The sequence below is a fragment of the Synechococcus sp. CS-197 genome, assembly GCF_025128215.1.
Classification (GTDB): Bacteria; Cyanobacteriota; Cyanobacteriia; order PCC-6307; family Cyanobiaceae; genus Synechococcus_C.
The window spans coordinates 24960-38750 of the sequence record NZ_JAHLZC010000008.1 but is presented as its reverse complement, the minus strand read 5'-3'; the positions used below and the strand labels follow the sequence as shown (position 1 = coordinate 38750).

The window sequence follows — 13791 nt, the reverse complement described above, 5'->3', positions numbered from 1 at the left end:
AACACGAGCAGGGCATAGGTCAAACAGCCAAAGTGATTGCGGCTGCCGAGATTGCAACTGAGGCTCCGGCAAGAGGCAGGAAGGCAGCCCCGCGGAAGTGCTCGGCCATCTCAATTTCAACAGCTTCCTTCGGGTTGAACAGGGCCAAGGCAGCGAACCGCGGATCTGCGAGCGATCATTCAGCGCTTCACGTCCAGGATCAAACGCTTCACTTGCACAGGTCCGGAGGCGGCTGGCAATGCAGTGATGGAGATGGTTTGCGTCTCAGAGAGAGGACCAAAACTGCAGTTCATCCGCGCCTGCTTCCACGACTTCGTGATGCTGCTGTTTCGCTCCACCGTTGAGCTCATGATCGTGAGCGAGGGATTCAGGGCATCACAAATGACGGTTGACTCTTCTTTGCTGTTGCCAGGCTTCAGCCCAATCTTGAAGGTCAGTTTTGTTCCCTTCTGATAACTGACATCGAGACTGTTCCAGAACTGCAATCGTTCTCCCTTGCGCAAGCTGAGGTTCGTTTGCTGAGCCTCAATCGCCTCGGGGGAAAACGTAAAGCGATGGAGAAGCTCGCCTCCCGAACAGCCTGTCAAAAGACTCAGGCATCCAATGGTGAAGCCCAAACCAGACAGAGATCGAAAGGTCATGCTCCTCCGAAGTTTGCTCGGAGTGTAGAAATGCTGCGTGAACTGGCCATCAGGCGATCGGACCACCCAGAACCCCAAACAAAACCACCAGGGCAATCACCCCTCCGAACACGATCAGGGCATAGAACTGCGCGCGGCCCGTTTCGAAATATTTGAGGCCTTCGCCACTGCCAAGCGTTAAGAGGCCGGTCAAGTTCACGACACCATCCACGACCTTGGCATCCACCTCCAGCACCTCCCGGGCAATTTTCCGGCTGCCGCGCACAAACAGCTTCTCGTTGATGGCATCGAGATACCACTTGTTGGCGAGGAAGGCATTCACGCTCGGGAAGCGCGCTGCAACGAGCTGTCCAAGATCAATTCGTTTCAGGGCATAGGCCAGCACAGCCACCGTGATTCCTGCTGCCGAGATCGCAACCGAGGCACCGGCCAGCGGCAGGAACTCACCCCAGCTGAAATGCTCGGCCATCTCAACAGCTTCCTCCGGGTTGAGCAAGGCAGCAAACCGACTGTTCCAGGGCGTGCCAAGCAAGCCAATCAGGATGGAGGGAACCGCCAACACCAGCAGTGGTGTGGTCATCGACCAGGGTGACTCATGCAGTGTGCCGGCATGGTGGGCGTGCTCAGCATCCACGGATTTGCCTGCCGCTTCCATCAGGCGAGCCTGCAGGGCTTCGTCATGGCCGCGGAAGCTTCCTTCGAAGGTCAGGAAGTACAGCCGGAACATGTAGAAGGCCGTCATGCCTGCGGTGAGAAAGCCCACGACCCAAAGCAGGGGGAAGGTCTGAAAAGCCTGACCAAGGATTTCGTCCTTACTCCAGAAACCGGCCAGAGGAGGAATTCCGCTGATGGCGACACAGCCGATCAGGAAGGTGATGGCCGTGATGGGCATTTTCTTGCGTAGGCCTCCCATCAGGCGCATGTCCTGCGCCAGTACGGGTTCATGACCCACCACATCCTCCATGGCGTGGATCACGGACCCTGACCCCAGGAAGAGCATCGCTTTGAAGAACGCGTGGGTGACCAGGTGGAACATCCCGGCAACCGGAGCACCGCAACCCATGGCCAGCATCATGTAACCCAGCTGAGACACGGTGCTGTAGGCCAGCCCTTTTTTCAGATCCATCTGGGTGAGGGCGATCGTGGCACCCAAGAAACAGGTCAGCGTTCCGATCACGGCGATGAACACCCCAACCGCGGGGAACTGGCTGTAAAGCGGCTCCAGCCGGGCAACCAAAAACACGCCCGCAGCCACCATCGTTGCGGCATGAATCAAGGCTGAGATTGGCGTGGGGCCCTCCATGGCGTCTGGCAACCACACATGCAGAGGGAACTGGGCCGATTTCGCCATCGGGCCCATGAACACGAACAGGCAGAGGGCCAGAGCGGCCCAGCCAGGAACGACGCCGCTGCTGACAGCGGTTGAGAGCCCATCGGCAATGCCCTGGAAGCCGAAGCTTCCCGTTGCCCAAAACAATCCGAGGATGCCAAGCAGGAGGCCAAAGTCGCCCACGCGGTTCACCACAAAGGCCTTTTGTGCCGCGTGGGCCGCTCCATCACGGTCGTACCAGAAACCAACCAGCAGGTAGGAGGACATCCCCACCAGTTCCCAGAACACGTAGATCTCCAGCAGGTTGGGACTGACCACCAGGCCAAGCATCGAGCTGCTGAAGATCGCCAGGTACGTGAAAAAGCGCACGTAGCTCTTGTCGTGCGCCATGTAGCCGTGGGAGTAAATCATCACCAGCAACGCCACGGTGGTGACGAGAGCCAGCATCACAGCGGCAAGAGGATCGACCACGTAGCCCATCGGCAGGCTGAAATCACCGGCACTGGCCCAAACGAACAAGTGCTCAACGGGCGGCGCTCCACCGAGTTGCTCGAAGAGAACGGCGTAGCTGATCACAGCAGCAGCTCCGACGCAGCTGATCAGCAGCAGTGCAACCGGCTTGCGCAGGCGGTTGATGGTGCGGTTAAAGCTGATGAGGCCGAGACCAGTGATCAACGCCCCGATCAGGGGCAGCACCGGAATCAACCAGGCGGAATCGGCAGCCGAGGGCATCCGGAGAAAACGTGTTGTTAAGAGTGTAAGCAGCTCAGTTCAGCACTTCTCCAAGACGGGAATGCAGAAAAGCCATCCCACCGGCCGGGATGTAGCGATGCGCCCACCAAAACACACCCACGGCAATGGCGATTCCCAACTGAGCTGGCCTGACGAGTTCTTTCAAAATCAGCTGCTGCCGGCCGTCAACAATCGCCACGAATGGAACGACCGAGGTTTCCGATCGCAGGGTTTCGAACGCCTCTCCGAACCGAGCCCTCTGGCGACGGTCGCCGTGCCAGACGGCAAAAAGATGATGTCCGATTAGGCCTACGCAGGTCACGAGCATGAAGCTGCTTCCGATCCAGAGGGCGTGGCTGAGGCACCAGAGAATTTGTCCAACAGCCTGGGGGTGTCGACTGATGCGGATGATTCCGGTGGCGTAGAGACGCACCTGCGGTTTCAGAACGGCGGGAATTTCCAGCAGGTTGTAGGTGGCGGGGCACAAGAAGAGAAAACTGATCGCCGTCACGATCCACACGGCGGGAACCATGCCGGGAACGCCCTGGAGATTCCACAGACGGATGCCGTCGTAGCGGTGGGCCAGGAAGTAGCCGATCACCACGACAGCTGATGGAATGCTCAGGGCGGCAAAGACCAACCGCCAGGCCCGAGCACCGATCCGCTCCTCCGCACGACTTCGCAACGCCGCACCGCCGCTGTGAATGATGGCGAACACCAAGAGCAGCAGAATCATGACCAGGCTGCTGTGGTGGAGATCGCCGGTGACTTCAGCCAACGAGATGCTGCAAGAGTGTTGATTCTGGAGTCTGGGGGGAAGGGCGCACTTACAGTTTTCAAGTCCCTGCTGCCTCAAGGCAGCTCTCCATGGCCGATCTGCCCTTCACTCTGGATCAGCTGCGCATCCTGCGGGCCATCGTCAGCGAAGGAAGCTTCAAGAAGGCTGCTGACAGTCTTTACGTCACCCAACCGGCTGTCAGCCTCCAGATTCAGAACCTTGAAAAACAGCTTGAGGTGTCGCTGTTTGATCGTGGTGGACGCAAGGCTCAGCTCACCGAAGCAGGTCACCTTCTCCTCAGTTACTGCGATCGAATCCTGAGCCAGTGCCATGAGGCTTGCCGCGCGCTGGATGATCTTCATGACCTCAAAGGTGGTTCGCTGCTCGTGGGGGCGAGTCAGACGACCGGCACTTACCTGATGCCGCGGATGATCGGACTGTTCCGCCAAAAATTCCCTGATGTGTCAGTGCAGCTGCACGTGCACAGCACCCGGCGGACGGGATGGAGCGTTGCCAACGGTCAGATCGATTTGGCGATCATTGGCGGGGAGCTTCCTGCTGAACTCAATGAACTTCTGCAGGTCGTGCCCTACGCCAGCGATGAGTTGGCTCTTGTGCTGCCCATCAAGCATCCCCTCTCGCGTCTGGTGGAGCTCAGCAAGGACGACCTCTACCGCCTTGGCTTCGTCAGCCTGGATGCGCAGTCCACGACCCGCAAAATGGTGGATCAGCTCTTGGCGCGTTCCGGTCTCGATGTGCCCCGTCTGCGCATTGAGATGGAGTTGAATTCTTTTGAGGCCATCAAGAATGCTGTTCAGGCCGGTCTTGGAGCAGCGTTCCTCCCTGTGGTGTCGATTGAGCGGGAGCTCACCGCGAACACGTTGCACCGTCCGGCGGTGGTGGATCTTCAGGTTCGGCGACAGCTGAAGCTGATCACCAACCCCTCCCGGTACTGCTCTCGGGCCGCAGAGGCGTTTCGCCGCGATGTCTTACCGGTGTTCGCCAGTGCTGACAGCCCTTTGCGCCAAGCCAGAGGGAGCGGGTTGGCTGGGGAAGCAGGAGATGGAGGAGCCGATCCCCTGCCGAGCCAAGATCAGAACTGATCAGCTTCCGGGGTGATGCCCACGGTGTCGTCGGCAACGCCGCGGGTCAGAAACTTGTTCTGACTGATGTCGGTTTGATACACGCAGCGCACCACTGGTTTGTCTCGCACGGAACCGATGTAAGCGAAGGTGTTCATCCGCTGCTTGCATTCCCGTTCCTGGGCGGAGGTGATGGCCCCTTCCTTTCTGAGAACAGCCCAGTTTTCACGGCGGATCACACAGCCCGGTTGCAGTGTGGGTTGGGTGACGAAGCTGCTGGACGGGTTGAGCGTGGTGTACATCTCGATATCCATCACGAAGGCGCTGGCACCCCATTGCCGGCAAAACTCAGGATCCGGCACGGCCATGTCGAGCTGTTGAGAACTGGCGATATTGCCCTGGTCGCCTTGCGTTGTGCTGGTGACGGCGCTGCCGATGCCAATTCCAATGACGAGCACACCAGCCAGAACGGCAATGGTGGCACTGTTGAGGCGCAGTCCTGGGCCGCCAGGTTGGTCGGGAGGTGGGCCTCCGTAGCCACGATCGCTGCGCCTTTCATCCAAGCGGGGATCTCTCATGCGACGGCGGTCATCGGAGCGACGGTCGTTGCCGCCGCGGGGACGGTCGTAAGGGGAGCGGCTCACAGCAGTTCAGGGGTCCTTGGCAGGCCCATGGAGTAGTTCATCACCCTGCAGTCAGGGTTGTAGGTGAGGCTTCCAGCTTGAAGAAGCTCGCGGATGCTTCCCTCGAGTTCGGTGCCGATGCGCCGGAGGTTGTAGTCGTTGAGGGGTTGGCCTGCATAGCTTTCAACCAGGTCGCGGAAGCGCGTCTGGATTGTGGTCACCGTGCCCTCGGTCCAGAGGAATTCGTTGTCCGGGTCAAGGTCCAACGTGAGCTGCTCTGGATCGGGGACGAGATCACCGTTTTCAACCCGAGCCGTGAAGAGGCGGATGTGGCGCGTGGTGCTCTTGAGCAGGGTCTCGGCCATGGGGACGACGTTGCGGCTTCAGCACCGCATGAGCGAATTGGATCCGACTTTAGGAAGCGGAGCGGGAGGCTCTCCTTTTAAGGTTGGTTTCAACTTCTGATCTCAAGCATGCGCGTCGCTATCGCGGGAGCCGGCCTGGCAGGACTGTCCTGTGCCAAATACCTCGCAGATGCAGGTCACACGCCTGTTGTGGTGGAAGCCCGTGACGTGCTTGGCGGCAAGGTGGCGGCCTGGAAAGACGAAGACGGGGATTGGTACGAAACCGGCCTACACATCTTCTTTGGGGCTTACCCCAACATGCTCCAGCTGTTCAAGGAGCTTGGTATCGAAGACAGGCTGCAGTGGAAAAGCCACTCGATGATTTTTAACCAGCCGGAAGAGCCTGGTACCTACAGCCGTTTCGACTTTCCTGATCTTCCGGCTCCGGTGAATGGCGTTGCCGCCATTCTCGGTAACAACGACATGCTCACCTGGCCGGAGAAGATCAGTTTCGGTCTGGGCCTGGTGCCGGCCATGCTCAGGGGGCAGGGCTACGTCGAGGAGTGTGATCAGTATTCATGGACTGAGTGGCTGAAAATTCATAACATCCCTGAGCGAGTCAATGATGAAGTGTTCATTGCCATGAGTAAGGCTCTGAACTTCATCGATCCCGATGAAATTTCATCCACTGTGGTACTCACAGCCCTGAATCGCTTTTTGCAGGAGAAAAACGGTTCGCAGATGGCGTTCCTGGATGGTGCTCCACCGGAGCGCCTCTGCGAACCAATGGTCGAACACATTCACTCCCTGGGTGGCGAGGTTCATCTTGATAGCCCACTTCGTGAAATCAAGCTGAACCCCGACGGCTCTGTGGCGGCGTTTCATATCGGCGGTGTGAAAGGCAAGGAGAGTTTCGACCTCACGGCTGATGCCTATGTGAGCGCCTTGCCCGTGGATCCCTTCAAGTTGCTGCTTCCAGAGCCTTGGAAACAGATGGACGTCTTTCAAAAGCTGGACGGATTGCGAGGGGTGCCCGTGATCAACCTGCATCTCTGGTTTGACCGCAAACTCACCGACATCGACCACCTTCTTTTCAGCCGCTCTCCACTGTTGAGTGTGTATGCCGACATGAGCATCACCTGCAAGGAGTACGAAGACCCAGACCGTTCCATGCTGGAGCTGGTCTTTGCTCCAGCCAAGGATTGGATCGGTCGTCCCGATGAGGAGATCATCGAAGCCACCATGGGTGAGCTCAAGAAACTGTTCCCCATGCACTTCAGTGGCGATAATCCCGCCACCCTGCGCAAGTACAAGGTTGTGAAGACTCCTCTTTCGGTCTACAAGACCACTCCGGGTTGTCAGAAGCTGCGTCCTGATCAAACCACACCGATCAAGAATTTCTTCCTTGCTGGTGACTACACAATGCAGCGCTATTTGGCCTCAATGGAAGGTGCTGTGCTGAGCGGCAAACTCTGCGCTGGAGCGGTGGACGGTCAGTGCGATCGACTGAGTGGGATGTTCGAGAAAGAACAATCGGCTCCTGTGGGATAGCTTGAATGCTGAAAGCCATTAAGCAACGTTTGCTTGGAACCTCGGAATCCCGTTCCGAGCGTGTTCAGCGTTTGTCGCGAACCTGGATTTTAGTTGTTGCTACACTCATCGTTGGATCGGTTGGTTATACCTATGTGCGCTTGCGCGAACGCACGCAACAATATTTTCTGGAAAGAACCGATCAACTCATTCGCTCAACAGCAGCACAGCTTGATCTGGTTGACTCTTTCTACCGGAGTCTTACAGAAGCTGACATTAGTTTTATCTTTGCCACGTTGAGTGATGGTCAAACCGCTTCGCCGCGGTCTGACGAACAGTCGCGTGAGTTAATTCTTGATTCGTTGAAGGAGTTCGAGGATGGTTCTTCTCAGAGAGTGGACCGAGTCTTTGACATGCTCGATGACAGTCTCGGTGCTCAGGCAACATTATTCCTGATTCGAAACGGAGAGTTTGTTCGCGTCAAAACAACTGTGCGTAAGCAGAGTGGTGAATTGGCGCAAGGAACAGTTCTAAATATAGACGGAAAGGTAAAACCTCTGCTGCTGCAGGGTAAAGAATCCTACGGGATTGAATATCTATTTGGCAGGCCTTACATCACTCAATATAAACCAATTGAAGATCGTAAAAACAATGTTATTGGCGCTGTGGGGGTCGGTTATCCCTTGGAGGAGCTTCGCGATGTTGGGCAAGTGATCCAAACATCAGCGGTTGGATCTCTTGGATTTCTGACTCTTGTTGACGATAAAGGGGACATTGTCTACCTCACGGTCGGTAAGCCGCGTGAAAAGATTCAATCCATTATTGATCAATCAAGGCAAAGCAACAATCAGCAGATGCTGGTTGATGGATTTGAGATACAACAGTATCCATTCGAGCGCTGGGGCTTTCAGATTTATGTTGGCTCTAAAGTATCTGAAATTAATGATTTGGCTGCTCGCATTGTTTTTGTATCGATGGCGCCAATCACTCTTATTTTGTTACTGGTAATTTTGGTTACTGTGTTTTTCGAGAGGCGACTGAAAATGACGTTACTTGAGGCGGAGAAGCTCCGTCTCGAGGCAGAACATCAAAGTATGCGCGCCCACCGAGCAAAGAAAACAGCATTCCTAGCGAGTAAGGCAAAAAGTGAGTTTTTGGCGAATATGAGCCATGAGCTCCGTACACCGATGAATGCGATTATTGGCTACAGCGAAATGCTGATCGAAGAGTCAGAGGAGTTAGAGCCGAGCGATTTTGTTGTTGACCTGGAAAAAATATTGTCCTCGGGACGTCATCTTTTGGGATTGATCAATGGCGTTCTTGATCTTTCGAAAATCGAGGCTGGAAAAATGACTGTTTACAATGAAAGTTTTTCGATTAATAAAGTTTTAGATGATGTGTGCGCGACGGCTGAGCCTCTTGCTCAAAAAAATAAGAATCAATTTGTTTGTGAGAGACCTTCTCGAGATGATGATATGGCTTTTCTGGATGTTACAAAGGTGCGTCAGTCTCTTATCAATCTTATCGGTAATGCTTGTAAGTTCACTGAGAACGGTTCAGTACGCTTGTCTTGCAGGCTTTTGAACTCTGAAGCTGGTATTCCTCAGGTTTCGTTCTCAGTCATCGATACTGGAATCGGGATGTCAGAGAAACAGCAAGCAAAGTTGTTTAGTGATTTTAGTCAAGCAGATGCAAGTACAACACGCCAATATGGAGGTACTGGACTTGGCTTGTCCCTGAGTAGGAAACTCAGTCGCTTAATGGGTGGTGATATCAGTGTACAAAGTTCGTTAGGTGTGGGTAGCACCTTTACGATGATTCTCCCACGTTATGCATCATCTGAAGTCTCTGAAGAGACCTCCGATACCCATGCTTCTACAGAGCAAACTCAAGGTAGCTCGCAAAGTGCTGAGACTAGTTCCTCATCAGTAAGCCGTGGAAAAATTGTCGTTGCTGATGATGATCAAGATTCCATGGATTTGATTAAGCGTTTTTTGAAAAAAAATAATTTTGAGGTTTTTGGTGTTCCCAACGGAGAAGCTGGTTTCGAGTCGATCGTCAGCATTCAGCCTGATGCTTTGATCGTAGATATCAATACGTCAAGATCAGATGAATGGAATGTTCTTGCAATGGTAAAGAGTGATCGAAAGTTATCTTCATTGCCGGTTGTGGTTGTCAGCCGGGATGACACGCAGAAATTGTCAGCGATGCTCGGTGCCGCTGGTTGCTTACAGAAACCGATCGATTGGGATCGATTGGAGTCAATTTTAAATCGTGTGAGCATCAGCCACAAGGCGAATCATTTAGATATCGCCTTGCTGCAAAATTGCTCTGATCTCGGTTTGAAGATTCAAGAAAAGCTTGAGTCGCTTGAAAATATTCCATGCCAGCTCACGATCGAGCAGGAACCAGGCGCAATGGAGGCATCTGTTTTAAAGCACTGTCCACATCTCATGATCGTGGATATGACTTACCGCCTTGAGCCAACAATGTTGATGATTGAGCGCATCCGCAAACATTACAACGCACGAGAATTGCCGCTTGTTGCTATTTCTTCAAACAATTTATCGCTTGATGTTCTCACAAGGTTGGATGCGGTAGGTACGCGTTGGCTTCCATTAACCAATGATAGTGTTCATGTGCTTATCTCTGTTATTGAAGAACTCATCACGCTCTCGACCGAGGTACCATCGACACCATGACAGTGATCTTGCTGGTTGAAGACAACGAGTTGAACCGCGATATGCTGTCGCGTCGGCTCACTCGTAAGGGTTTTACAGTTGAGATGGCGTTCGATGGCGCTGCTGCCATCGAACGTGCCAATGCGCTGCAGCCTGATTTGATTTTGATGGACATCGGTTTGCCAGTGATCGATGGATTCGATGCAACGCGACGATTAAAAGATGATCCCCAAACCCAAGCTATCCCAGTCATTGCGCTGACGGCTCACGCCATGATGCAAGACCGTGAAGCCTGCCTCAGTGCTGGGTGTGATGATTTTGATACCAAGCCAATCGATTTACCCCGTTTGCTTGAGAAAATCAACAACCTGTTGGAAAGGAGTGCTTCATAATGTCAGATCATTCCATTTCTGAAGAAACAAATCTAAGGCTCCTACGCCACGACCTTTATAATCCGATCAACCAAATTGTTGGTTATAGCGAGCTTTTAACTGAAGAACTGGAAGCAGGAGAAGATCTCGCGACAGAAGACCTATCTAAGATTAAGGACTCCGCACTTGTTTTGTTGGAGATGATCCGCAGCCGATTAACACCTCAGGAATTAAAAGCTGAAAAGCACTCTTCGACAGAAGAAAAGTCGTCAGGTTCTGTCGTTCAGCTCAAAACTAATCACACTAACAAAGAGCATTTGCGCCAGTCAGATCGTCTGGCTGGTCGAAAAGGAAGGGTATTGGTGGTTGATGACAATGCAAGCAATCGAGATTTGCTTGTTGCTGCACTATCACGGCAAGGCCACGTCGTTTCAACGGCTGAAGATGGTGAGATCGCGGTGAGTAGTGTTAAAGAGAAGCCATTCGATCTGATTCTTTTAGATGTGCAGATGCCTCGCCTCAATGGAGAACAGGTCTTGGAGTATTTAAAAGCCAATGATCAATTCTCTATGATTCCAGTGATCATGATCTCTGGATTGGATGATATCGATGTGGTGATCCGTTGTATTGATTGTGGCGCTGATGATTACTTGCCGAAGCCCTGCAACCTCACATTGCTGCGAGCACGGGTTGACTCATCACTGGAAAAGAAATTCCGTTATGACGACGACTTAACGCTTTACGAGAACCTTAAGGAGGCGCAATCACGTGTACGCGCTCAAATTGATCAAGCGCAGTCAGTGATCAGTCAATTGTCGGCTACGTCCAGCCATGATCCCAACGTGACGCGCTTGCTCAGCCATGTGTCTGAGATTGCGTCAGTGCTAGTCGACAATGACACAGCGCTGCATGTGACAATCCAGAAGCTAGAGGTTAAGATCAGCCGTCAATCCGTTGTTTCGCAGGTCAAGGCCATCACCAGCGATCCTGCTTTCCAGTCCCTCTCCGACCGTGCGCGGTTGATGCGCCAACGGCGTCAGCAGCTGGGTGCTTGACGATGGGTGTTACCTCATCTCTCTCTTCGGTTGTGCCTGAGACCACCCCTCTTTCTTTGAAGGAGGCTTTCGAGCGCTGTCGCGCAGAAACCGAAGAATGGGCCAAAACCTTTTACCTCGGCACAATGCTGATGCCGCTGGAGAAACGGCAAGCAATCTGGGCGATTTACGTCTGGTGCAGACGCACAGACGAAATTATGGATAGCACTGAGGCTCTCTCTAAGCCAAAAGAACAATTGTTGGATGAATTAGATGCTTGGGAGCTGCACACTCGAGCAATGTTTAAAGGTCATATTGAGACATGGCTTGACAAAGTCATGGTGGATACAATTCAACGTTATTCTCAGCCGCTTCAGCCCTATCTCGACATGATCGAGGGCATGCGCATGGATCTAACTAATCTGCGCTATAAGACTTTTTCAGACCTTCAATTGTATTGTTATCGCGTTGCAGGCACTGTTGGTTTGATGTCTGAGCAGGTGATGGGAATTGATGATTCTTACACCTCGGCACCTTGGAGTGAAGAAGCAGAGACGTCTGGGGCGGCCGTTGCATTGGGTATTGCCAATCAACTCACTAATATTCTTCGCGATGTTGGTGAAGATCGCCAGCGAGGCAGAATTTATTTGCCAATGGATGAAATTAATGACTTTGGCTACTCCGAGGCAGAGCTCCTTGACGGTGTCTTGAATGATCAATGGCGAAAGTTGATGGCTTTTCAGATCCATCGTGCGCGAGAGTGGTTCAAGCGCTCTGAATCTGGAGTGCGTTTTCTGGCACCCGATGCTCGCTGGCCTGTTTGGACTTCCTTGCGACTGTATCGTGGAATTCTATCGAGAATTGAAGACAATGATTATGATGTCTTCAACTATCGTGCCTTTGTTCCGCGATATCGCAAATTAATTGACTTGCCGCTTTCGTTCATTCTCTCGCAATCAAAATGAGACTTTTACGTTTAAAGCTAATCGCTTATCTGTCCGCAATTAGTGCAGGAGTGCTTCTGTGCGAGGGCTTAAACACCGACATTGTTCGTGCCGACGATGAGCGTCCATCTGCTGCCTCCATTGAGGCGATAACGAAGTCTTGGCCAGTGAGCCGTCAGTTGCCTCAGCCCCAGCCAGCGTCCATACCCGAGGAGACTCTGAAAAGTCTCGACATGCCAACAGCTGTTCGCTTGGCTGAAGAGAGAAATCCCGTCATTCTTGAAAATCTTCAGTCATTCAAGGCTGCGCAAGATTCCTTGGGCTCTGATTTTGCGACGTGGTGGCCAGTTTTAAGTTTTAACTTCAATTTTGGTAATTATAATCAAAATTCTTATTACAATTATGCTGGCGCAAACAGTGGAATTGACACTTCAATCTATTCTGAGTATGGCGCTTCTGCGAGTGAATTGCCCTCCTATTTATTCGCGCGATCTTACACGAGCAGTTTCCTTCAGGGAGTTCAAACACTTGATTTGAACTGGAAGATCTATGACCCGGCTCGGCAGCCTCAGATCTGGAAAGGTAAGTATCTCGTGAAAGAAGCGGGCAGTGATTACATCATTTCACGCCGCGACTACGCGTTGCAAACGCAACAAGCTTACGTACGCTTGCAGAAGTTTCTGGCCTCCATCCTGACGAGTGAGCAGCTTGTTGAGAATGATTTGTTGCTTCTCAATCTTGCTAAATCAAGAAAAAAACTTGGCGTTTCATCCGAGCTTGATGTAGCCAAGCAGTTAACGGTCTTGAGAACTGATCAGGTTAATCTCGTTAATTCGAAAAGTGACTCGATGGTTGCGCAGGCTGAGCTTGCTGCGTTGCTGAATGATCCAAAAGCAAGCACGATCAAGCCCAGCGAAGCACTCAGTCCACTGGGCTCTTGGCAGGAGTCTCTTGATAAAACGATCGAATCAGCTCTCGACTATCGTCAGATTATTGTCAAGAATCTTTCGATTGCTCAGCAAAATGAATTGCAGGCTCAGATTGATTTAGCTATTTATCGGCCTACAATTGAACTTGTCAATTCTCTCTATTGGACTAAGAATTTAGGTTTTCCGAGTTCTGGTTCTCCCTGGATCATTGAAACGGGTCGCAGTGACCTTTGGAATTCCGAATCCGTCATTCAAGTGACGTTGACTGGATTTGATGGTGGACGCGCCCGTATGGATGCCTCCGCCTCTCGCAAGCGTGCAAAATCAGCTCAAGCTGCGGCGCAGCAATCAATCAATTCTGTGATTGAAGAGGTCAGAGAGTACTTTTCTGAGTCCGTCGAAGGTCGCGAGGCTGTCATCGTGGCGTCTCAAAGAGTTCAAGCAGCATCAACTGCTTTAAAGCTGCAATCACTTCGTTTCAATGCAGGCTACGGAACCATTACTGATGTTGTTCAGTCGCAGCAGGATTTGACGCAAGCTGTTGAGTCGTATATTTCACAGCTTTCCAATTACAATCTTGCTCTTGTTAATCTTTCGCGGGCCAGCGGGCTCTCCTTTGCAGAGGATTCAAACCTGATTCAACAAGTTGGTAATCCTTTGTCTGAGTTGGGGCTCACATCAATTCTGCGTAGGGCTCAGAGCTCGTTCGACTCCGATCGTTGAAGCAGCATGATTTTTCAGAGGTTGCCGGTTAACCTGTTCTGAAGTTAGC

At 52.5% G+C, this 13791-nt stretch carries 13 protein-coding genes; 7 read left to right on the top strand and 6 right to left on the bottom strand.

Features of this window, described 5'->3' with window-relative positions; genetic code table 11:
- Positions 1-19 precede the first annotated feature (19 nt).
- From KQ296_RS01955 to KQ296_RS01940, 4 genes are read right to left on the bottom strand one after another with little or no spacing between them, the layout of a single operon-like run.
- On the bottom strand, positions 20-148 hold the full coding sequence (locus KQ296_RS01955) for a hypothetical protein (RefSeq protein WP_259726316.1): 129 nt from the start codon (positions 146-148) through the stop codon (positions 20-22).
- Positions 149-179: 31 nt separating this feature from the next.
- Positions 180-641, bottom strand: coding sequence for a hypothetical protein (locus KQ296_RS01950; protein WP_259726315.1), 462 nt, complete (start codon positions 639-641; stop codon positions 180-182).
- Between the two features lie 49 nt (positions 642-690).
- A complete protein-coding gene (locus tag KQ296_RS01945; RefSeq protein ID WP_186472057.1) occupies positions 691-2703 on the bottom strand; it encodes an NAD(P)H-quinone oxidoreductase subunit 5 in 2013 nt (670 codons plus the stop codon).
- Positions 2704-2737: 34 nt separating this feature from the next.
- A complete protein-coding gene (locus tag KQ296_RS01940; RefSeq protein WP_041428971.1) occupies positions 2738-3439 on the bottom strand; it encodes an NnrU family protein in 702 nt (233 codons plus the stop codon).
- Between the two features lie 131 nt (positions 3440-3570).
- Here KQ296_RS01940 and KQ296_RS01935 point away from each other — a divergent pair, with 131 nt between their 5' ends.
- Positions 3571-4584 carry a LysR family transcriptional regulator gene (locus tag KQ296_RS01935; RefSeq protein WP_011934163.1) on the top strand — a complete coding sequence of 338 codons (1014 nt, stop codon included), beginning with the start codon at positions 3571-3573 and terminating at the stop codon, positions 4582-4584.
- On the opposite strand, the gene KQ296_RS01930 is transcribed toward KQ296_RS01935, so the two are convergent.
- Positions 4575-5207, bottom strand: a complete 633-nt coding sequence (locus tag KQ296_RS01930; protein WP_011934162.1) for a DUF3172 domain-containing protein — start codon at positions 5205-5207, stop codon at positions 4575-4577. The two genes, KQ296_RS01935 and KQ296_RS01930, sit on opposite strands and share 10 nt — an antisense overlap.
- Positions 5204-5551, bottom strand: coding sequence for an NAD(P)H-quinone oxidoreductase subunit M (locus KQ296_RS01925; RefSeq protein WP_011934161.1), 348 nt, complete (start codon positions 5549-5551; stop codon positions 5204-5206). Before KQ296_RS01925 ends, KQ296_RS01930 begins: the two co-directional genes overlap by 4 nt.
- 108 nt (positions 5552-5659) lie before the next feature.
- On the opposite strand from KQ296_RS01925, the gene pds reads away from it, so the two are divergent.
- From pds to KQ296_RS01895, 6 genes are all read left to right on the top strand, one after another.
- Positions 5660-7081 (top strand): 15-cis-phytoene desaturase, encoded by a 1422-nt coding sequence (pds, locus tag KQ296_RS01920; RefSeq protein ID WP_011934160.1) that lies wholly within the window; start codon positions 5660-5662, stop codon positions 7079-7081.
- 5 nt (positions 7082-7086) lie between these two features.
- Positions 7087-9762 carry a Cache 3/Cache 2 fusion domain-containing protein gene (locus KQ296_RS01915; protein WP_011934159.1) on the top strand — a complete coding sequence of 892 codons (2676 nt, stop codon included), beginning with the start codon at positions 7087-7089 and terminating at the stop codon, positions 9760-9762.
- On the top strand, positions 9759-10133 hold the full coding sequence (locus tag KQ296_RS01910) for a response regulator (RefSeq protein ID WP_011934158.1): 375 nt from the start codon (positions 9759-9761) through the stop codon (positions 10131-10133). The genes KQ296_RS01915 and KQ296_RS01910 overlap by 4 nt, the downstream gene beginning before the upstream one ends.
- Positions 10133-11167 (top strand): response regulator, encoded by a 1035-nt coding sequence (locus tag KQ296_RS01905; RefSeq protein ID WP_011934157.1) that lies wholly within the window; start codon positions 10133-10135, stop codon positions 11165-11167. Before KQ296_RS01910 ends, KQ296_RS01905 begins: the two co-directional genes overlap by 1 nt.
- A gap of 2 nt (positions 11168-11169) precedes the next feature.
- Complete coding sequence (locus KQ296_RS01900; RefSeq protein ID WP_011934156.1) at positions 11170-12111, top strand: phytoene synthase; 942 nt, start codon at positions 11170-11172, stop codon at positions 12109-12111.
- Positions 12112-12323: 212 nt separating this feature from the next.
- Complete coding sequence (locus tag KQ296_RS01895; protein ID WP_259726314.1) at positions 12324-13742, top strand: TolC family protein; 1419 nt, start codon at positions 12324-12326, stop codon at positions 13740-13742.
- Positions 13743-13791: the final 49 nt, after the last annotated feature.